Origin of the sequence: Mycobacterium asiaticum, from assembly GCF_001673635.1 — a bacterium.
Classification (GTDB): Bacteria; Actinomycetota; Actinomycetes; order Mycobacteriales; family Mycobacteriaceae; genus Mycobacterium; species Mycobacterium asiaticum_C.
The window spans coordinates 84,622-104,244 of the sequence record NZ_LZMH01000046.1 but is presented as its reverse complement, the minus strand read 5'-3'; the positions used below and the strand labels follow the sequence as shown (position 1 = coordinate 104,244).

20 protein-coding genes are annotated in these 19,623 nt (G+C 66.7%); 6 read left to right on the top strand and 14 right to left on the bottom strand.

The window, feature by feature from the left end:
• Window positions 1–1,150 (bottom strand): DUF222 domain-containing protein (locus tag A5645_RS14185; RefSeq protein WP_065129947.1); only part of this gene is annotated, 1,150 nt, incomplete at its 3' end.
• 168 nt (window positions 1,151–1,318) lie between these two features.
• Between A5645_RS14185 and A5645_RS14180 the strand changes: the two genes are divergently transcribed.
• On the top strand, window positions 1,319–1,846 hold the full coding sequence (locus A5645_RS14180) for a DUF4334 domain-containing protein (RefSeq protein WP_065033673.1): 528 nt from the start codon (window positions 1,319–1,321) through the stop codon (window positions 1,844–1,846).
• 21 nt (window positions 1,847–1,867) lie between these two features.
• Here A5645_RS14180 and A5645_RS14175 read toward each other — a convergent pair whose 3' ends face one another.
• The 5 genes from A5645_RS14175 to stf0 all read right to left on the bottom strand — a co-directional run bounded on the left by A5645_RS14175 (window position 1,868) and on the right by stf0 (window position 7,332).
• The gene (locus tag A5645_RS14175) at window positions 1,868–2,377 is read right to left on the bottom strand and encodes a PE family protein (protein WP_065129946.1); all 510 of its coding nucleotides are present in this window, start codon (window positions 2,375–2,377) and stop codon (window positions 1,868–1,870) included.
• A gap of 45 nt (window positions 2,378–2,422) precedes the next feature.
• Complete coding sequence (locus A5645_RS14170; protein ID WP_366663764.1) at window positions 2,423–3,541, bottom strand: YeiH family protein; 1,119 nt, start codon at window positions 3,539–3,541, stop codon at window positions 2,423–2,425.
• 148 nt (window positions 3,542–3,689) lie between these two features.
• Entirely contained in the window at window positions 3,690–5,615 is a 1,926-nt protein-coding gene (gene cysC / locus A5645_RS14165) for an adenylyl-sulfate kinase (RefSeq protein WP_065129944.1), read from the bottom strand.
• A complete protein-coding gene (gene cysD, locus A5645_RS14160; RefSeq protein WP_065129943.1) occupies window positions 5,615–6,532 on the bottom strand; it encodes a sulfate adenylyltransferase subunit CysD in 918 nt (305 codons plus the stop codon). Before cysD ends, cysC begins: the two co-directional genes overlap by 1 nt.
• Window positions 6,529–7,332 (bottom strand): trehalose 2-sulfotransferase, encoded by an 804-nt coding sequence (gene stf0, locus A5645_RS14155; protein ID WP_065033668.1) that lies wholly within the window; start codon window positions 7,330–7,332, stop codon window positions 6,529–6,531. Before stf0 ends, cysD begins: the two co-directional genes overlap by 4 nt.
• 205 nt (window positions 7,333–7,537) lie before the next feature.
• Here stf0 and A5645_RS14150 point away from each other — a divergent pair, with 205 nt between their 5' ends.
• The 3 genes from A5645_RS14150 to A5645_RS14140 are packed head-to-tail and all read left to right on the top strand — an operon-like array spanning window position 7,538 to window position 9,914.
• A complete protein-coding gene (locus A5645_RS14150; protein ID WP_065033667.1) occupies window positions 7,538–7,780 on the top strand; it encodes a BatC protein in 243 nt (80 codons plus the stop codon).
• 10 nt (window positions 7,781–7,790) lie between these two features.
• Window positions 7,791–9,005 (top strand): cupin domain-containing protein, encoded by a 1,215-nt coding sequence (locus A5645_RS14145; protein WP_065129942.1) that lies wholly within the window; start codon window positions 7,791–7,793, stop codon window positions 9,003–9,005.
• 6 nt (window positions 9,006–9,011) lie between these two features.
• A complete protein-coding gene (locus A5645_RS14140; RefSeq protein WP_065129941.1) occupies window positions 9,012–9,914 on the top strand; it encodes a ferredoxin family protein in 903 nt (300 codons plus the stop codon).
• Here the strand turns inward: A5645_RS14140 and A5645_RS14135 are convergent.
• The gene (locus A5645_RS14135; protein WP_065129940.1) at window positions 9,876–11,450 is read right to left on the bottom strand and encodes a PucR family transcriptional regulator; all 1,575 of its coding nucleotides are present in this window, start codon (window positions 11,448–11,450) and stop codon (window positions 9,876–9,878) included. The genes A5645_RS14140 and A5645_RS14135 overlap by 39 nt on opposite strands.
• An 83-nt stretch (window positions 11,451–11,533) precedes the next feature.
• On the opposite strand from A5645_RS14135, the gene pruA reads away from it, so the two are divergent.
• Entirely contained in the window at window positions 11,534–13,165 is a 1,632-nt protein-coding gene (gene pruA, locus A5645_RS14130) for an L-glutamate gamma-semialdehyde dehydrogenase (protein WP_065129939.1), read from the top strand.
• Window positions 13,165–14,118, top strand: a complete 954-nt coding sequence (locus A5645_RS14125) for a proline dehydrogenase family protein (protein ID WP_065129938.1) — start codon at window positions 13,165–13,167, stop codon at window positions 14,116–14,118. The genes pruA and A5645_RS14125 overlap by 1 nt, the downstream gene beginning before the upstream one ends.
• 5 nt (window positions 14,119–14,123) lie before the next feature.
• Here A5645_RS14125 and A5645_RS14120 read toward each other — a convergent pair whose 3' ends face one another.
• Genes A5645_RS14120 through A5645_RS14090 form a run of 7 tightly spaced genes read right to left on the bottom strand, consistent with a single transcriptional unit; the run spans window position 14,124 to window position 19,622 of the window.
• A complete protein-coding gene (locus A5645_RS14120) occupies window positions 14,124–14,726 on the bottom strand; it encodes a TetR/AcrR family transcriptional regulator (protein WP_065129937.1) in 603 nt (200 codons plus the stop codon).
• Between the two features lie 5 nt (window positions 14,727–14,731).
• Window positions 14,732–15,901, bottom strand: coding sequence for a lipid-transfer protein (locus A5645_RS14115; RefSeq protein WP_065129936.1), 1,170 nt, complete (start codon window positions 15,899–15,901; stop codon window positions 14,732–14,734).
• Complete coding sequence (locus A5645_RS14110; RefSeq protein ID WP_065037489.1) at window positions 15,898–16,368, bottom strand: MaoC family dehydratase; 471 nt, start codon at window positions 16,366–16,368, stop codon at window positions 15,898–15,900. Before A5645_RS14110 ends, A5645_RS14115 begins: the two co-directional genes overlap by 4 nt.
• Window positions 16,365–17,471 (bottom strand): acyl-CoA dehydrogenase family protein, encoded by a 1,107-nt coding sequence (locus A5645_RS14105; RefSeq protein ID WP_065129935.1) that lies wholly within the window; start codon window positions 17,469–17,471, stop codon window positions 16,365–16,367. The genes A5645_RS14110 and A5645_RS14105 overlap by 4 nt, the downstream gene beginning before the upstream one ends.
• Before the next feature lie 5 nt (window positions 17,472–17,476).
• Window positions 17,477–17,875, bottom strand: coding sequence for a Zn-ribbon domain-containing OB-fold protein (locus A5645_RS14100; protein WP_065129934.1), 399 nt, complete (start codon window positions 17,873–17,875; stop codon window positions 17,477–17,479).
• Entirely contained in the window at window positions 17,875–18,417 is a 543-nt protein-coding gene (locus tag A5645_RS14095) for an FAS1-like dehydratase domain-containing protein (RefSeq protein WP_065037486.1), read from the bottom strand. The genes A5645_RS14100 and A5645_RS14095 overlap by 1 nt, the downstream gene beginning before the upstream one ends.
• A 17-nt stretch (window positions 18,418–18,434) precedes the next feature.
• A complete protein-coding gene (locus A5645_RS14090; protein WP_065129933.1) occupies window positions 18,435–19,622 on the bottom strand; it encodes an acyl-CoA dehydrogenase family protein in 1,188 nt (395 codons plus the stop codon).
• Window position 19,623 lies beyond the last annotated feature (1 nt).

Here is a 19,623-nt window from a genome sequence, read left to right as displayed (position 1 = left end):
CCGGGCTGGTCGTGGTGCTGGCGGCGGCCGAGGTGCTGCCTCGGATCCCATGGTGAGCGACGTCGGCGTCGCAGCCGGGGAAGCGGCAGGTCAGGTCGCGGGAGCGGATGAAGCGTTGCAGGGCGGGCGAGGGGCGGTAGCGGGGTTCGGGTGTGGTGTGGGCGAAGCTGCCGAGGGGGGTGTGTGTGGCGCCGGCGGCGATCAGTTCGGCCAGCAGGGGGGCGGGCAGGGTGTAGCCGCCGTCGAGGGAGGCGGGGTTGTAGCCGGTGGCGGGTTGGGGTTCGGGGTCAGGCTGTGGCCCGAAGTCGGGGGTGGCTTCCGGGAGGTCGCCGTGGTGGAGCGGGTCGGGTTGGGCGGCCACGCTGGCCGTATCGGCGACGACGTGGATGAGCACCGCTTGGGCGCGGGCATCTACCCGGTCGCGGTGGGGGCAGTCGGGGTCGCCGCAGGTGCAGGCCAGGTGGGTGCCGTCGGCGGCCAGGGCGCCGAGGGCATCGGCGCGGCGTTGGCCCAGGGTGCGGGGGTCGGCCCCGCACACGCCGCGGGCCATGTCTTGCAGGCGCCGGTCGAGCAGGGCGGCGTCGAGGGCGGACAGGGTGCCCCAGAGGGTGGCGGTGCCGGTGTTGTTGGCGGGGGTGATGATGACGTCGCGGCCGCGGTGGGCGGTGCGGGTGCGGCGTGCGGCGGCGGGGTCGTGGCGGGTGATCAGGGCGTCGATGGCGGTGGCGGTCTTGGGGGCTGAGAGGGGCCCGTAGCGGGTGGCGTCGGCGGCCAGGGCGGCATCGATGCGGGCCAGGATGGCGGGGTCGTCGATGAGGTCGGTGTGCCAGACGATGGTGCTGGCCAGGTGCACGGTGATGGTGCCGGCGGCCAGCAGGGCCTGCACGCGGGGGAGCCGGTGGCGCAGGGCGCAGGCCAGATACATCTGGGCTGAGGCTTTGGCGTGGCTGATGTTGAGGGCGGCGGCGACTTGGGCGGCGAGCATGTCCCAGTTGTCGCAGGACCAGTGGGCGCTGTCGGGGGGTCCCTCGCCGTGGCGGGCGACCAGTTCGGCGATCGCGCTCAACCGCCCGGCGGCGGCGATCGATTCCGCGGCTGCGCCGGCGACCATGGCATCAACCAGGCCCGCATCATCCACGTCGTCGAACATAGGTTCGATACTAGTGATACGGCACCGCCGCAGCCCCGGCCAAATCACGAACTGTGGATAAAAGCCCAACTGTGGACAAAGACCGCAAAGGACTTACAAAACAAGCTTGTACCCCTACAAAGACATTGCCGCTAGTGCGACGGCTGCCCCGGATCAACAATCGTTGCCATGAACATTTCAACCATCACCAACCAAACGCGCGACACGACGGCCAGCGCGGCCCGCGACAAATTCAACGAGCTCAAGGAGCGCGCCGGACAGCGCCTGGTCACCGGGCCGCAGCGAATGCTGATTCCCGACGCGGACCTCGACGAATTCTGGGCTTCCCTGGAGACGGCCACCATTGACTTCATGATCGGCGAATGGCAAGGCGGCGAGTTCGATACCGGCCACCGTGAGAATGGAACTTTGGCCCAGATCAACTGGTTCGGCAAGACCTTCAATTCCGCTACAGACGCGCAGCCGCTGGTTTGCCTCGATGCCGACGGCAACAAGTTCTTCAACACCGAAAACGGCGAAGCCAGCCTATGGATGGTGGAATTCCGCGGTGAGGTAACGGCGACGATGATTTTCGACCAGCAGCCCGTCCACGACCATTTCAAGAAGATTGACGACCACGCCGTGCTGGGGATTATGAACGGCAAGAACGCCCTCGACAATGGTCGCTACGCCTACTTCTATATGGAACGGGTCTGATCCGCACGGGGAGTTATTCGTTCACGCGCCGGTGAGCGCCCCATACAAGGCTGCATACAGCGCCAGCACCACCACGTGCGTGTACAGATCGAGGATGGGTCCCAGGAGCGCATAGAAGATGGGCCGGAACGCGAGCGACAACAGGTACGACACGAAGTCGACGAATTGATTTATCGCGGCGTCGATCGCCCCGGAGATCGCACGAGACACCGAAGTTACAAATGCTTCCAGCGCTTGCAGAAAGGCAACATTGGTGTCCTCAGCGCTCGCGTAAGCCATTGCGCTGCCGGTCAATTGCCGGACCAACCGGTCATGGAACGTCTCCACCTGCCCGGCCAGCCCCTGGTATTCCTGGGCGTGCTCGGAGAACAGATGCGCGATACCCGCCGACACTTCGTCGGACGCGGCCGGCAGAACTGCCAGGGTGGGGGCGGCCGCGGCCTCGTGCGCGGCGCGGAGCGTCGAACCGATGGCCGCCAAATCCGTGGCCGCCACCGCCATCAATTCCGGCGCCGCAAACAGCGAGGACACGGCAAAAGCATCGCACGCTCCCCGGCCTAATCACCAGAGAAAACGCTAGACGGCGACACCCCAATGAAGTACGCGGGACGTCAGCAGAACCAGCCCGAGCGAGACCGTCGCCACGACGACCAGACCAACGATCGCGACGAGCAGTGGGCGCCAACCGGTTCGGGTGATCTGGCGGATGTCGGTATTCAGGCCGACCCCGGCGAAGGTCAACAGGAACGCCCATTTCGACACGTTGGCCAGGTTGGCGGTCTGCCCCTTGCTCAACCAGCCGAGCGTCGCGATCGCCGAGACGGCGAGGAAGCCCAACACGAACTTGGGGAATTTCGCCCAGATGAACGCCGCCTTGGCCCGTGCGCTCGGCGCGATCTCATCGGCCTGCCCGCGGGCAGCCCAGTACAACGCGAAACCCAGCACGACGAAGCCGATCAGCGCGTTCCGCGTCGACTTGACCAGCACGGCGATCTTGCCGGCCTGCTCGGAGTACAGGTAACCGGTGGCGGTCGTCTCGGCGGTGTTGTCCACCGATAATCCTGCCCACAAACCGAATTCGTAGTCGCTGAGCCCGATCAGGTGACCGAGCGGCGGCAGGGCGAACAGTGCCACCGCGCCCAACGCCAGGATCGCGGCGATCGCGTAGCTGACGTCGGAGTTGCGGGCGCGGATCGCGCCTCTGGCGGCAACGATGGCCGACACCCCGCAGATGGAGGTCCCGATAGCCAGCAGCGAGCCGAGCTTGCCGGACAACCCGAACGCGCGGGCCGCGAGCAGGATGATGGTGCCCGCGACCGTCATGTCCACCAGGATCTGCACCAGGCTGGTCCCGCCCAGCTTCGCGATGTCACCCAGCACGAATCGCGAACCCAGCAGCACGATCCCGATCTTCAGCCAGAACTCGTAGGTCAGCACCCCTGGCCGGAATATGCGGTGCAGCCCAACGGTGTTGGCGATCAGCACGCCTATCAGGATGGCCCACAGGACGTACTCGATGTCCGGCAGGGTCCAGTGCTGCCGCTTGGCCGCCGCATTCCACCAGATCTGGGCGTACTTGCCCAACACCCCGACGCCGATCAGGAGCAGGACGCCCGGGACATAATCCAATGGCCGACGACTGGTGAACGCGTCGTCGGTGGTCGTGTCGTCGGCTGCGACGCCGACGTCGCTCACCATGGGATCCGAGGCAGCACGTCGGCCGCCGCCAGCACCACGACCAACCCGGCGAGCAGAGTCGCCCACCAGTCCAGTGAAACCCTATGCATTCCCAGAATGGTTTCGTGCCAGCCCAATCAGACCAAGCAATTGGATCGCGCTGAATCTAGTTCCCGGGCCGCGGGCTGCGTTCGTTGAGCAACTCGATGACCTTGGCCGCGAGTTCGTCGATGTCGGCACCGGCGGTGTCCAGCACGAGATCCGGCTCTTCCGGCGGCTCGTAGGGTGCGTCCACGCCGGTCAGGCCCTTCAGCTCACCCTTGCGGGCTCGCGCATAAAGGCCTTTGGGGTCCCGCTTTTCGCACTCTTGCAATGACGTGGCGACGTGCACCTCGATGAACGGAAGCTTGGCGGCGTCGTTGAGGGCCCGCGCGGTCTCCCGATCCGACTTCAGCGGTGAGACCAGAGATGCCAGTGCCACCACGCCGGCATCTGCCAGCAACCGGGTCAAATGCCCTACCCGCCTGATGTTTTCGGTGCGGTCACCGGGGGAGAAGCCCAAATCGTCGGACAGGCCGTGCCGCAGGTTGTCGCCGTCCAGAAGGTAAGCCATCCGGCCGGATTCCACCAGCGCGCGCTCCACCGCGACCGCGACGGTCGACTTGCCGGACGCGGGCAAGCCGGTGAACCAGATGGTGGCACCGGGCTGCCCGGTGGCCTGCCAGCGATGCTTGCGGTCCAACGCCGAAGGATGCCAACGAATGTCGGTGCGAGCATGCGTTCCCGGCTTGACCTCGCGCGCCTCGATGACGGTGCCGGCGCCGACGGTGTCGTTGCTGGTCTCGTCGATCAGGATGAACGAGCCGCTGTCGCGGTTGTCGTCGTAGGGGTCGGCGATGATCACCGAGCTGGTCCGTAGCGTCACCGTGCCAATGTCGTTGAGCGTCAACTCGACCGGCTGGTCCAACTCGTCGAGTGTCTCGGGATCCAGTCGCGAGTGCAACTCCTGGACGGTCGCTCGCACGGTCTTGGTGGTCTGCTTCAGCGCCAGCCGGTCACCGGCGCGCAGCGGCGAGTCGATGAACCAGCACACGTTGGCGTCGATTTCGCGCGCCAGCACCGGCAGCGCGGCGTCCTCGGCCCCACTGACGAACACGTCGCCGCGACCCACGTCGATGTCGTCCGCCAACTCGATCGAAACAGACAGCGGCGCAACGGCAGTCGTGCGCTCGTCGTCCAGCGTGTCCAGAGCCGTCACTTCCGAGCGGGTGCCGGCCGGCAGCGACACCACCGAATCACCGACGCTCAGCGTGCCGGCCGCGAGCCGTCCGGTGTAGCGGCGGCGCACATTGTCGGTGGGCCGCGAGACCCACTGCACCGGCAGTCGCAGTCGCGAAGCCTCTGCCTGTGGCGCGGCCAACTCGACGCCTTCCAGATACTCGAGCAGGGTTGGGCCGTCGTACCACGGGGTGCGATCGGAGCGGTGCACGACGTTGTCGCCGTGCTTGGCGGCGATCGGGATGACGGTGATGTCGACCTCGCCGAGGCGACCGGCTACCTGGTCCAGTTGTTCCGCGACTTTCCGGAACGCGCCTTCGTCAAAGTCGACCAGGTCGATCTTATTCACGGTCGCGACAAAGTGATTGATGCCCAACAACTTTGCGATGCGGGCGTGCCGGCGGGTCTGCCGCAGCACCCCGGCCCGGGCGTCGACCAGCAGGATCGCCACGTGCGCGTTGGAGGCGCCGGTGAACATGTTGCGGGTATAGCGCTCGTGGCCGGGTGTGTCGGCCAGGATGTAGCTACGGGTTTCGGTGGAGAAGAAGCGATAGGCGACGTCGATGGTGATGCCCTGCTCGCGTTCGGCGCGCAACCCGTCCGAGAGCGCGGCGAGGTCGGCCACCCCCTCTTCGTCGGTGACCGCTTCCAGGTGGTCCAGCGGCAAGCTATCGGTGTCGTGCAGGAGCCGACCGATGAGCGTGCTCTTACCGTCGTCCACCGAACCGGCGGTGGTGATGCGCAGCAGCTGCCGCGTCACGCCCTTGGGGTGGACGATTTTCTCGACCTTCTCAGTCTGATCGGAGGCAGTCATCAGAAGTAGCCCTCTCGCTTACGATCTTCCATCGCAGCCGCCGATGTGCGGTCGTCGGCTCGGGTCTCGCCGCGCTCGGACACTGTGGCCGCGGAGATCTCCCGGATGACACCGCTGATATCGGTGGCCTTGGACCGCACCGCTCCGGTGATGGTCAGGTCGCCGACGGTGCGGTAGCGCACCCATTCGGTGTTGCCCGTTTCACCGTCCTGGGGACTGGCGTACTCGGAGACCGCCAGCAGGATGCCGTCGCGTTCGAAGACCTCGCGTTCGTGCGCGTAGTAAATCGACGGTATCTCAAGGTCTTCCAACTCGATGTAGCGCCAGATGTCGAGCTCGGTCCAGTTGCTCAACGGGAACACCCGGACCTGCTCGCCCTTTTTGATCCGGCCGTTGTACAGCGTCCACGGCTCGGGCCGCTGGGCGCGCGGGTCCCACTGGCCGAATTCGTCGCGGAAACTGAGGATCCGTTCCTTGGCGCGGGCACGTTCCTCGTCGCGGCGGGCACCGCCGAACGCCGCGTCGAATCCGCCCTCCTCCAGTGCGTCGAGCAGCGTGCGGGTCTGTGCCCGGTTGCGCGACGCGCCGGGACCCGGGTCCGGCACCCGGCCTTTGTCGATCGATTCCTGGACGGAAGCGACGATCAATTTGTGGCCCTGGCCGGTGACTCGGCGGTCGCGGAACTCGATGACTTCGGGGAAGTTGTGGCCGGTGTCGACATGCATGACCGGGAACGGCAACGGAATCGGACGAAACGCCTTCTCCGCCAGGCGAAGTAGGACGATCGAGTCCTTGCCCGCGGAGAACAGCAGAACGGGCCGCTCCAGTTCGGCGACGACTTCGCGGATGATGTGCACCGCCTCGGCTTCCAGCAGCCGCAGCTCGTCGACGCGGCGTGTCTCTACCTGGACGGTCATGTTGGTAATCCTTCCTTCTCCGCATCCGCCCGGTAGCGGTCCACCCACTCGTCGGAACGCTGGTCGGCCTGGCGCTGCAGTACCGGCTCGGGTGCCAGACGCGGGTCCAGACCCAGCCGCTCCAGGATGTCGGCGACCACCTGAGTCAGGTTGCGCCACAACACCGGGTAAGAGATTTCGATCGGCTCGACGTTCTCCTCGGCGAACCAGTTCCGCCAGCCTTCTTCCTGGGCGCGGAGCATCTTGACGACGTAGGCGATCGCCCCGGCGTGGTAGGTGGCACGGGCATCTCGTACCGGGTCCGGTCTGCCCCGCCACACCCGGGTCTGCACGGCGCGCCAGAACGACACCGCCTGCGATACCACATCGGGGCGATGGATGTGGATCAGCAGCGGGTCTTCACCGACGACGTCGCGGATGGCGGACAGCAGGCCGTCACCGGATCGGTCGGGCAGGCCGGCCGCCCGCTCCAGCAGCAGCGGCGTCTGATTCCACATCAGCTTGCCACCCCACACGCCGTTCGGGGTGCGGCCGACGGTGCGGATGTAGTCCCGCCAGATCTCGGGCGGTGCGAGGTCCGGCTTTCCTTCGTCCAATGGATCGAGCAGGGCCAGGATCGACTCGTCGTCGACGTCGGCGAACCACTCCCGCGGCTGCGGGGACTGGCTGGTGGTAGGCAGGTACTGGAAGAACTCCTGCGGCTCGCCGGCCACGCCCGTGGCACGCAGGGATTCCACCAGCAGCGTGCTGCCGCTGCGCTGCGACGCCAGCACCAGGTACGACGACGGATGATCGGCCACCCACGCAGCCTAGCGGCAGTGAAAACGTGTGCAACACAGCCACTTAGCCTCATGCTGAAGATAACCCTTGCCGACTGTGCGTGCCACGGTCGATGTTGCGGCAGTAAGAGATTCGGGAATTGGCCGGTGTTTCGCCGTTTGGCCGTCGAATCCGGGGGAAACAACCTAAAGGCAGCAGTCTCGCAGCGAAACGAAGGGAATCACCATGCCACTCGACGACGAGGACATCACCACCACGGGCAACGGCGGGGAGGGCCCGGCTGACGGCGGCTCCAACCCCGAGGGCCACGACGGCGGCGCGGACGGTTCGGCGGGCGAAGGCCCAGCTGACGGCGGGTCGAACCCGGAGGGCCACGACGGCGGCGCGGACGGTACCGCGGGCGAAGGCCCGGCCGACGGCGGGTCGAACCCGGAGGGTCACGACGGCGGTGCGGACGGAACGGCGTGAACGATCGGCGATGCTGACTCGCTGCGTCGCCACTGGTCTCGAATCGTTCGCCGCTGACCACTGGGGGCGCCGGCCGTTGCTCAGCCGGGCCGGCGCCCTGCCCCGGGACTTCAGCGATCTGCTGTCCCCGTCGGCGGTGGATGAGCTGATCGCCGAACGTGGGGTCCGCGCGCCGTTCATCCGGATGGCCAAACGCGGCGACCTGCTGGCGCGGGACTGCTATCTCGGCCCGGGCGGATTCGGCGCCGAGATGCCCGACCAGGTGGACTCGGCGAAGGTGCTGAACCAGTTCGCGGCCGGTGCGACGATCGTGCTGCAGGGATTGCATCGCCTGTGGCCGCCCGTCATCGACTTCGTCCGCGGTATGGTCGACGACCTGGGTCACCCGGTGCAGGCCAACGCCTACATCACGCCGCCGAACAGCCGCGGATTCGATCCGCACTACGACGTGCACGACGTCTTTGTGCTGCAGATCGCGGGGGAGAAGCGGTGGGTCGTGCACGAGCCCGTGCATCCGGACCCGCTGCCGTCGCAGCCGTGGACCGACCACCGTGCGGCAATCGCCGAACGCGCCGCCGGGGAGCCGGTCATCGACACCGTGCTGGCCGCCGGCGACGCGTTGTATCTGCCGCGGGGCTGGGTGCATTCGGCGCACTCGACCGATTCGACGACGATCCATCTCACCGTGGGCGTCGCCCCGGTGACCCGGCTGGACGTGATGCAGGCGGTGGTGGACGCCCTGGCCACCTCCAGCGAGTTCCGCCGGTCCTTGCCGCTGGGGGCCGATCCCACCGACCGCGACGAAATGGCAGCACTGGCAACGAAAGTCATGGCCGAGGTGGCCGAGTCGATGCGCCACAACGCGACCGAGATCGGCGAGCAAGCGGCAACGCGGTTGATGCGGCGCCACGCGCAGCGCACCCGGCCGGCCCCGGTCCGACCGCTGGCCGCCCTGGTGGCGGCGGAGTCGGCCGGTAGCACATCGGTTCGGTGGCGGCACGGGCTGGCCGGAACGATCGAAAACGACGGTGGCCGTGTGGTTCTGCGACTCCCGGACCGGATCATCAGCTTCCCGCAGTCGTGCGCGCCGGCGATCCGGGCACTGCACGAAGGAGCGAGCATCGACGCGGGTTCCACACCTGGTCTGAACCGCGACGACGCGACGGTGCTGATTCGGCGGTTGCTGCGCGAGGCCGTCGTATCACCCGCGCCAGGACGGGAATGAGCGGGAATGGCCGCTGGGAAGCGTTCCCCGTGTAGTGACCAATCGCTGGCTCGCAACGACGTGATGTACGGCACGGCATCGGCGGGGCATGCGTGGGCCATGTTCGAAGTACCGGGCGCCTGGGGACATTCGGCGTTTCTGAATTCCGAGACGATCCTCGACCCAAAATTGGGCCGGGCGATCGCCCGCCGCGTCGAGGCAGCGGGGATGCGGGTCGCCGCGATACGCAGGCCCGGCCGCCGTTCCGCGCAGCCCCGATGGCGCTGGTTCCTGGCGCGGTCGGACGAGGGTGCGGAGGAGTTGCATCACGGCGAGGTCAGCGGGCCCGAAGAGTATCTCGACATCGCGCTCGACGGTTCCGATGGCCGGCCTTCCACGGTTCCGCTCATCGCGGTCTGTGCCCATGGCAAGCACGATCAGTGCTGCGCGGTTCGTGGTCGCGCCGCGACCGCCGCGATCGCCGCGGAATATCCCGATTTGACCTGGGAGTGTTCGCATCTGGGTGGCGACCGGTTCGCCGCAACCATGCTGGTCCTGCCCGAGGGGTTGTGCTATGGGCGCGTCGACTCGGCCGATGCCGCCGGACTCGTCCGGTTGTACTTCGACGGGCGACTGGACAATAGGTTTCTGCGGGGACGCACCAGCCTGCCGCACGCGGTCCAGGCCGCGCAGTACTTTGTGCGGGCGGCGTCCGGAGAGGACCGTATTGCCGCGTTGTCACCGCTCGATGTCCAGCGCGGCGAACACCAGATCCGAGTTTTGCTCGGCGGCGAAGCCGGCCCGGTGGAAGTCGTTCTGGTCGAAGAGATGTCCGAACCGCTGCTGTCCATGTGCCACGCATCGGTGCCCGGCCGGGTCCGCACCTTCGCGCTAGTCGACATCAACCCGCAGCCCGAGCGAAAACAGTAACCGCACATCGGGATTCGCTAAGGAAGTCGCCAAGAGCTGCTCGATGCGCCGAATCCGGTAGCGCACCGTGTTGGGATGTACCTGCAACGCCTGCGCGGCCGTGGCGACGTCCCCGAAGCTGTCGAGGTAGACCCGCAAGGTTTCGGCCAGCGCCGGATCCCGTTCGCGCAACTCACCTATCCGCGGGTCGACGAGCCGGGGATGATTGCCGATCAGTGTGACGATCTCGTCCAGCAGCACGGTGGTCCGCGCTTCGGCCAGCGAGGTGACCTGACCGATGGAGACCGGATGGCGTGCGGCGCTGTCCAGTACCCGGTCCACCTCGGCGCGCGCCGCGGCCACCGCGGCCAGTCCGGCGATCGGGGTGGCGATCACCGCGCGCAAATGCGCGCCCAGCTCGGTGCGCAGGGCGGCGATGGTGCCGCGGACCCAGGAGTGCAGTGACCGGCTTGAGGTCACCTGGGGCAGTAGCACGTAGATCCTGGAACGGTTCGACGCGATCTGGGCGTCCCGGCGAAATGCGCTCGCGCTCAACGCCAAAGCATCGGTCAATCGAGCATTGCTCGCCGTCGAGTCCCAGCCGACGAGCGCACCGGTTGCCTCCATGCCCAAGCCGAGGTCGCGTGCGATCGCGGACATGTCGACGGCATCGTCCTCGCGCAGGCCGAATAGTTGTTGCACTCGTCGGGCATGCGTCGACGGCCTGGCGGCGAGCCGGGCCATGATGCGCGCGGCCAGCACCGCCGCGCCCCGCAGCATCTCGTCGGCGTCGTCGGCCAGCGGCTGTAGTCCCTGTTGCACCCAGATCGTGCCCATGAACACCGGTGAGCGCCGCGGGCCCTCGGCGGGCTGGTGAATGCCGATGGCCAGGCGCGGCCGCAATCCCAGCTCCGGCCGTTCGGCGACGTGCACCACCTCGTCGCCGGCCCGGAGCGCGTCGAAGATGCCCCACTGGCCGATCCACTGCAAATGCTCGGGCGGCCCGGCCCGACCGAGAATCGACAGTCGCCGAAGTTCGTCGGCTTCGTCGTTGGATGCCGAGTAAGCCAGCACATGTGACTGCCCGTCCTCGATGCTCACCATGCCGTGGATTCGATCGGCCAGGGACTGCGCCAGACCGAACAGGTCGGTGCCGGAGTCCTCCTGCGGATCGGCGCCCCCGTGGTGCGCAAGTACGTGGTTGACCAGCTGGTATACCCGCTCCCAGCGGGCCTGCGGCTCCACCGCGACCACCGCGGACCCGGCCTGAACCACCGCTGCGGTCAACGCCTCCGACGGTTCCTTGGCGAAGACGGCGACCGGGGCGTCGACCTGGTTTCCGATCCAGCGCAACGCCTCGGCCTGCGAGACCCCCAACAAGAAGAAGGCGTCCGCCGAGCCGGCCGCGGCCGCCAAACCCAACCGCACGTCGTCCGAGTCGATCAGGGCCACCGATGCAACCGGCAGGTCCAGGCCGCGCGGCGCCTCGACCAGGCTCACCATCGTTGCGTCGAGGGCGAGCAACAGTCTCCCGAGGCTGATACCCGGCTGGACCATGTTGTCGGATTCTACTAGGACGAGTAGTCCATATTGTGGGATCAGCTAACGGTTGCGGGTCTTTACCAGCGGATCCTGGCCATATGGACGCGATCATTCAGGTGCCGACGCCGGTCAACGAACCGGTGCACGACTACGCGCCGCGCTCACCCGAGCGCGACCGACTGCGCAGCGAATTGGCGGCGCTGGCCGAGAATCCGATTGACCTGCCGCACGTCATTGCCGGACGGCACCTCATGGGCGAGGGGCAACGGATCGACGCGGTTCAGCCGCACCGGCATGCGGCGAAGTTAGGGACCCTGACCAACGCCGTGCACGCCGACGCGTCCGCAGCCATCGAGGCCGCGATGGCCGCGAAGGCGGACTGGTCCGCCACGCCATTCGAGGAACGTGCCGCGGTGTTCCTGCGGGCGGCCGATCTGCTGGCCGGGCCGTGGCGGGAAAAGATCGCAGCCGCAACCATGCTCGGCCAGTCCAAGTCGGTGTATCAGGCCGAGATCGACGCACCCTGCGAACAGATCGACTTCTGGCGGTTCAACGTCGCCTTCGCCCGCAAGGTCCTGGCGCAGCAGCCGATCAGCGGGCCCGGGGAATGGAACCGCAGTGACTACCGGCCGTTGGACGGCTTCGTGTACGCGATCACCCCGTTCAACTTCACTTCGATCGCCGCCAATCTGCCGACGGCACCGGCGCTGATGGGCAACACCGTGGTGTGGAAGCCGTCTGTTACGCAGACCCTGTCGGCCTACCTGACGATGCAGTTGCTCGAAGCCGCGGGATTGCCGCCGGGCGTGATCAACATGCTCACCGGCGACGGTTTGGCCGTCTCGGATGTGGCGCTAAATGACGCGCGGTTGGCCGGCATCCACTTCACCGGGTCGACCGCCACCTTCCAGCACCTGTGGCGGGAGGTCGGCGCCAACATCGGTCATTACCAGAGTTACCCGCGGCTCGTCGGTGAGACGGGCGGCAAGGACTTCGTGGTCGCGCACGCCTCGGCGCGACCGGAGGTGTTGCGCACCGCGCTGATTCGCGGCGCCTTCGACTACCAGGGCCAGAAGTGCTCGGCCGCGTCCAGAGCCTTCGTCGCGCACTCGGTATGGCAGCGGTTGGGTGACGAATTCCTGAGCAAGACAGCAGAACTCAGCTACGGTGACGTCACCGACCTGTCGAACTTCGGCGGCGCGCTGATCGATCGACGCGCCTTCGTCAAGAACGTCGACGCCATCGAACGGGCCAAAGGCGCGCCCGGCATGACCATCGCGGTCGGCGGCGAATACGACGACAGCGAAGGGTATTTCGTGCGGCCCACCGTGTTGCTGTCCGACGACCCCACCGACGAGGCGTTCGCCACCGAGTATTTCGGTCCGGTGCTGGCACTGCACATCTACCCCGATGACCAGTACGAGCGGATCCTCGATGTGGTCGACACCGGCTCGCGGTACGCGCTGACCGGGGCGGTGATCGCCGACGACCGCGCGGCCGTCGGCGCGGCGCTGCAGCGACTGCGGTTCGCGGCGGGCAACTTCTATATCAACGACAAGCCGACCGGGGCGGTGGTCGGGCGTCAACCGTTCGGTGGCTCACGCGGATCCGGCACCAACGACAAGGCCGGCTCGCTGCTGAACCTGCTGCGCTGGACGTCGGCGCGCACCATCAAGGAGACATTCGTGCCGGCCACCGACCACACCTACCCGCATATGGCGGCCGAATGATGAGCGGCCTGTTCGCCCACACCGTGCGGCCGGCCCTGCTCGCCGCCGGCCGGGCCGACGGGTTGCGCCGTGCCCTGCAGCGGTCAACGCTCACCCGGCGAGTGGTGCACCGGTTCGTGCCCGGGGAAACCATCCCCGAAGCACTGACTGTCGTTGCCGCACTGTGTGATTCCGGCCGCTCGGTCAGCGTCGACTTCCTGGGTGAGAACGTTACCGACGTCGACGGCGCCCAAACTACGGTGCGGGCCTATCTGGACCTACTCGACGCGCTGGGCGCGGACTCGCCAACCGGCGGGGTCCGTCCGCTGGAAGTGTCGGTCAAGCTCTCGGCGCTGGGGCAGGCGCTGGATCGCGACGGTCAGAAAATCGCGCTGGACAACGCGCGGACCATCTGCGAGCGGGCCAATCAGGTCGGCGTATGGGTGACGGTGGACGCCGAAGACCACACCACAACAGACTCGACGTTGTCGATCTCCGGTGACCTGCGGGTCGACTTCCCCTGGCTCGGCACGGTGCTGCAGGCTTACCTGCGGCGCACCCGCGGCGACTGCGAAGAGCTGGCCACCGTCGGAGCCCGGGTGCGACTGTGCAAGGGCGCCTATGACGAACCCGCATCGGTGGCCTACCGGGCCGGCGATGAGATCACCGACTCCTACCTAAGCTGCCTACGGGTGTTGATGGCAGGTCGCGGGTATCCGATGGTCGCCTCGCACGATCCGCTGATTCTTGCAGCCGTCCCGCGCCTGGCTCGCGAATTCAGGTGCAGTCAAACGGATTTCGAATATCAAATGCTCTACAACATCCGCGACGACGAGCAGCGACGTCTGGCCGGCACCGGCAATCAGGTGCGGGTGTACGTGCCATTCGGCACCGAGTGGTACGGGTATTTCATGCGGCGCTTGGCCGAGCGACCGGCGAATTTGGGATTCTTTCTGCGGGCCCTAGGAGCTTAGGTGGCTCAGCGCCGCGGCCGCGCACGTTCGGCGGCGAAGCCGCGCACCACAAACGAATTGACGAATTCGGCCACCACGTCGGGGTCGTCCATATCCCGGACCGGGGACAGGGTGCTGAAGAGCGAAAACAGGATTCGCGCGAACCATTCACCGGCCGCCTGCACATCGAGATCCTTGCGGACCTCGCCGGTGAGCTTGGCCGCCGACAGATACGGCGCGAAGAAGTCGATGCATTCCCGCAGCAGCACTGCCGCGTCCTTGGTGAGCAGCAGGCTGATCGCATCCTCGTCGAAGTATTCCTCCGACGCGATCGCCCGTCGTGCTTGTGTCACGAAAACCGCTGCATTGGCGAGCTTTTCCTCCAGTGAGCCGCCGCGGGCCATGGCCCGGGACATCTCCCGGTAGAACTGCTCGGAGGCCTGCTCGGCGCAAGCCTCCAAGATCTCACCCTTGTCCCGGAAGTATTCGTAGATCGTGCTGCGGGAGACGTTGGCCATGCGGGCGATATCGACGATCGTCGTCTTGAGTAACCCGTGCTTGCGGAAGCAGGCATACGCGGACTCGAGGATGAGCTCACGTGTTTCGGTGGAGGTCGCCTGGGTCATCAGCGGATCTAGTCGGATCTGGCGAGAATCAGTCCGCTGGTGGGCACGCCCGTCCCCGACGTCACCAGCACGTGTTCGACATTCTCCACCTGGTTGTACGAAGTGCCCCGCACCTGACGAACACCTTCGGTGATGCCGTTCATGCCGTGGATGTAAGCCTCACCGAGCAGTCCGCCGTTGGTGTTGATCGGGAACTCGCCGCCGAGTGACAGCCGCTCGACGGTGGCGAAATCCTTGGCTTCGCCGCGCCCGCAGAAGCCGAGTTCCTCCAGCTGGGTGAACACGAACGGCGTGAAATGGTCATAGATGAACGCAGTTTGGATGTCCTGGGGCTTGAGGCCGGAATCGCGCCACAACCGATCTGCCACGACACCCATCTCGGGGAGCCCGGTGATGTCGTCGCGGTAGTAGCTCGTCATCATCTCGCCGTTGGCGGCCGCGCCCTGGGCCGCGGCGGTGATGATCGCCGGCGGCTGGCGAAGGTCTCGTGCTCGTTCGGCGCTGGTCACCACCAGCGCGACGCCGCCGTCGCTCTCCTGGCAGCAGTCCAGCAGACGCAACACCGGTTCGACGATCCACCGCGAATTCTGGTGGTCTTCCAGCGTGATCGGCCGTTCGTAGAACCACGCATCCGGGTTGCGGGCCGCGTGCGCACGGTCCACCACCGCGATGCGGCCGAAGTCCTCGTTGGTGACGCCGTAAGTCGACATGTAGCGCTGGGCGTGCATGGCAACCCACGCGGCCGGAGTGATCAGCCCGAACGGCGCGTAATGCGCCATGAACAACGGCGTTTCGGCGCTGGTGCGTCCGCTGCCGCCGAACCGGAAACCGGAACGCTCGTTGAAGGCACGCCAGCACACCACCACGTCAGCGACACCGGTGGCGACCGCCATCGCGGCGTGCACCACGGTGCCGGCGGCCGCCCCGCCGCCGTGGTGCACCCGGCTGAAGAAGCTCAGGTCACCGATGCCGACGTTGCGCGCGATGTCGATCTCGTCGCTGGAGTCCATGGTGAAGGTGACCATGCCGTCGACGTCGCTGGGCTGTAACCCGGCGTCGTCGAGCGCGGCGCTCACCGCTTCACAGGCCAATTGCAGTTCACTGCGGCCGGATTCCTTGGAGAATTCGGTCTGACCGATCCCGGCGATCGCCGCGGCGCCGGGCAGCGTGCTGCTCACGCCTGGCCCCCTTCCGAGGTCTCGTCGAGCAGGCTGAGCACCGCGGTGCCCGAGACGTGGTTGCCGAGACTGTTGGCGCCCTGGAACGTGACCTCGACGAAATTCTCACCACCCGTGCCCTCGGTCTTACCGGTCACCGAGCCGGTGAAACGCAGTGGGTCGTCCGGAAAGCTCGGCACGCCAAGGCGAATCGACAGTTTCTTGACCATCGCTTCGGGTCCCGCCCAGTCGGTGAGAAACCGCACGCAGTACCCGTTGGTGGTCAGAATGTTCATGAACAGATTCGGCGAGCCCTGCTTGTTGGCGTAGTCACGGTCGTGATGGACCGGCATGAAGTCACGCGACGCGATCGCGCCCGCGACGATCATCGTGGTGGTGATCGGGACCTCCAGCGGGGTGACCTCGTCACCCTCCGAGATATCCTGCCACGCCAAGGTTTTCCGGGTCGGGGTGGCGGTGGTCGTCATGCGAGTCCTTCCGAATACGTCGCGCCGAGATGGGCAAGTTGCTGGGACGCCGAACCGAGGATGAGCTCGTTGTACTTCGCCCACAGGAAGTAGCGGTGCAGGGGATAGGTGGTGTCGATGCCGATGCCGCCGTGGACCTGCTGGGCCGTGGCCGCGACTCGCGCGCCGGCCTCACCGGCCCAGAACTTCGCGATGCGCGCCGCCCGATCGGCCGGGCGTCCGTTGGCAACGAGCCACGCCGCATGCCAGGTCGTCCACCGGATCGCCTCGACGTCGATGAAGGCGTCGGCCATCCGTTGCTGTACCGCCTGGAAGCTACCGATAGGCCGGCCGAACTGCTCGCGCTCGGTGGTGTAGCGGGCCGCGATGTGCAACGCGCGATCCGCGACACCGAGCTGAATGGCGCACAAGGCGATCAGGGCGCGCGTGTACAGCGAGTCGATCCCGCCGGCCAGCCGGTCATCATCGGAAACCGTTGCACCATCCAGGGATACGTCGGCGTGCGGCTCGCGGTGGGTGGTCTTGGCCGGACGGATGTCCACCCCGTTCGCGTCGGTCGCGAGCAGGAACAGTCCGATGTCGCCATCGTCGGTGTGGGCCGGGATGAGCACCGTGTCGGCGAGTTGGGCGGCCGGCACCAATTCCTTGGTCCCGTCCAGTCGCCAGTTCGGCCCGTCGCGTCGTGCGGTGGTCGACGGGCGGGTCGGGTCCGAGCGGCCAGGCTCGGCCAGCGCGGCCGTCAGGATGCGTTTGCCGGCAACGACATCGGGCAGAAACCGGTGTTGCTGCTCGGCGGTCCCGTGCCGGGCGATCGGGTCGGCGCCAAGTACCAGCGTGGCGTAGGCGGGAACGGGGGCCACACTCCAGCCGACCTCGGCGAGCAGGACGCCGAGTTCGACGAATCCGCCGCCGTTACCGCCCACCGATTCCGGCAATGCGGTGCCGAGCAGGTCGACGGCGGCCAGTTCCTTCCACAGCGCCTCGTCGTACCGGACATCACCGGCTTCCAGCTCGGTGAGCCGCTCTGGGGTGGCGCGGCGTTCGAACAGGTCGCGGGCGAGTTTGGCGATGGTCTCCTGCTCTTCGGTGAACGTGAAATCCATGGCGTCTACCCCCGCGGCCGAAATTGGTGCAGGACAAGGTCTCCGTCGAACGTCTGGAAATAGACCTCGACCGGCAGCCCGACGGTGATGTCGGCCGGGTCGATGTCGGTCAGGTTGGACACCAGGCGAAGCCCCTCCTCGAGTTCGACCAGCGCCACGACATAGGGATAGTCGAAAAACGGAAACCGCGGTTGGTGCGGCATCACGTAGCTGTACACGGTGCCCCGGCCGCTCGACTCGATCGCCGCCCAGTCCAGGGACCGGCAGTGCGGGCACATCGGTCGAGGCGGATGGCGCAACGTGCCGCAGCCGTCACACTGCTGGATCAGAAGTTTGTTGTCGCGCAAACCATCCCAGAAGAACTTGGTGTCCGCGCTGATCGTCGGAGGCAGTCGCGTGGCCATCACTTCGCCGGCCTGAATCGGAGCACCCGGAAACGCTGCCGGCCCAGCACCTCACCGTGCTGGTCGGTGTAGGTGGTCAGCCAGGTCAAAAAGAACCCCGTCCCCAGCGCCGTGGTCTTCTCGTCGGACACCGACTCGTAGACCGTCGTCGCACTGATCACGTCGCCCAGCCGTGGGTAGCGTTCGATTTCGAATTCCGAGTTGGTGGCCACCGTGCTGGTGTAACCGGCTTCGTCGAGGAACGCCGTCGGGTTCGACTTGATCTCCATCGGCGCGCCGCCGCGCTCACCGATGCCCTCGAGCTTGGGCGCGGGCATCGTCCAGGTCTGCAGCATCACCGGCGGCGAGACGATGCCGCCGAACCGGGACGTCGCTGCGTATTCCGGATCGATGTAGACCGGGTTGAAGTCGGCGAGCGCATAGGCCCAGTGCCGGATCATCGGCTGGTTGACCGGATCCGGTGCCACCGAAGCTTTTCCGCTCCCGCCGGTCGGTTGCCCGACGAGCGCCCGCACCTTGCTCAGCAGCTCGGTGTCTGTCATCTACCCTGCCTTCCTTGCTATTTCGTGGTGGCCCGCAGGTCACGAGGGGCGCGTGGCATGCCCAACCCGGCCATGGCGATGATGTCGCGCTGGATCTCGTTGGCGCCGCCGCCGAAGGTGTTGATCACCGCCTGTCGGTACGCCGTCTCCAGCGCACCGCGCAGGGGAGCATCCGCACCCTTGCGTACCCCGTTGCCGTCGAGCACTTCCAGCAGCTGCCGGGCGACCTGCTGGGTGAGCTCGGTGCCGAACACTTTGGCCGCCGATGCCTCACCCATGTTCAACACCCCCTTGGTCATCGCCGCGTTCACCCGCAGATTGACGAGTTTGTATGCGGCGACCTGAGCCTCGACCCGGGCGAGCGCGAGCTGGACCCACGGCTGGTCGATCACGCGGCCGTCGTCGAGCTCGGTCGTGGTTGCCCAATGCAGGGTCTTCTCGAAGAGCGGCTCGAGTGCGCCGAGGTTGCCCAGTGCGGCCCGCTCGAAGTTCAGCTGGGTGGTGATCAGCTGCCAGCCCTGGTTCTCCTCACCGACCAGCGCGCTGACCGGAACCCGCACGTTGTCGTAGAACGTGTAGAAGGTGGAGATACCGGGCATGGTGTGCAGTGGCTGCCAGGAGAACCCCGGCGAGGAGGTCGGCACGATGAGGATCGAAATCCCCTTGTGCTTCTTGACATTCGGATCGGTACGCACGGCCAGCCAGACGTAGTCCGCATACGCCGCGCCACTGGTGAACATCTTCTGGCCGTTGATCACGTATTCGTCGCCGTCGCGTACCGCGGTGGTGCGGATCGACGCGAGGTCGCTGCCCGCTCCCGGCTCGGAATAACCGATAGCGAACTCGACGCTGCCGTCCAGGATCGCCGGCAGGAACTTCTGCTTCTGTTCCTCGGTCCCGCGCTGCATCAACGTCGGGCCCACGGTGTTGAGCGTCACCAGCGGAATGGGGGCACCCGCCCGGCGCGCCTCTTCGGAGAAGATGAATTGCTCGATCGCCGAGAACCCGCGCCCGCCATATTCTTTGGGCCATCCGACGCCGAGCAGGTTGGCCGCCGCCAATGCGCGCACACAGTCGCGCACTGCCGGACCGCCCTCGATGTTCTCGGCGATCGCAGCGACGCGTTCGGGGGTCATGACCTGCTGCAGCGTGGCACGCATCTCGGCCCGCAGCTCTTCCTGTTCCGGCGTGTACTCGAGATCCATC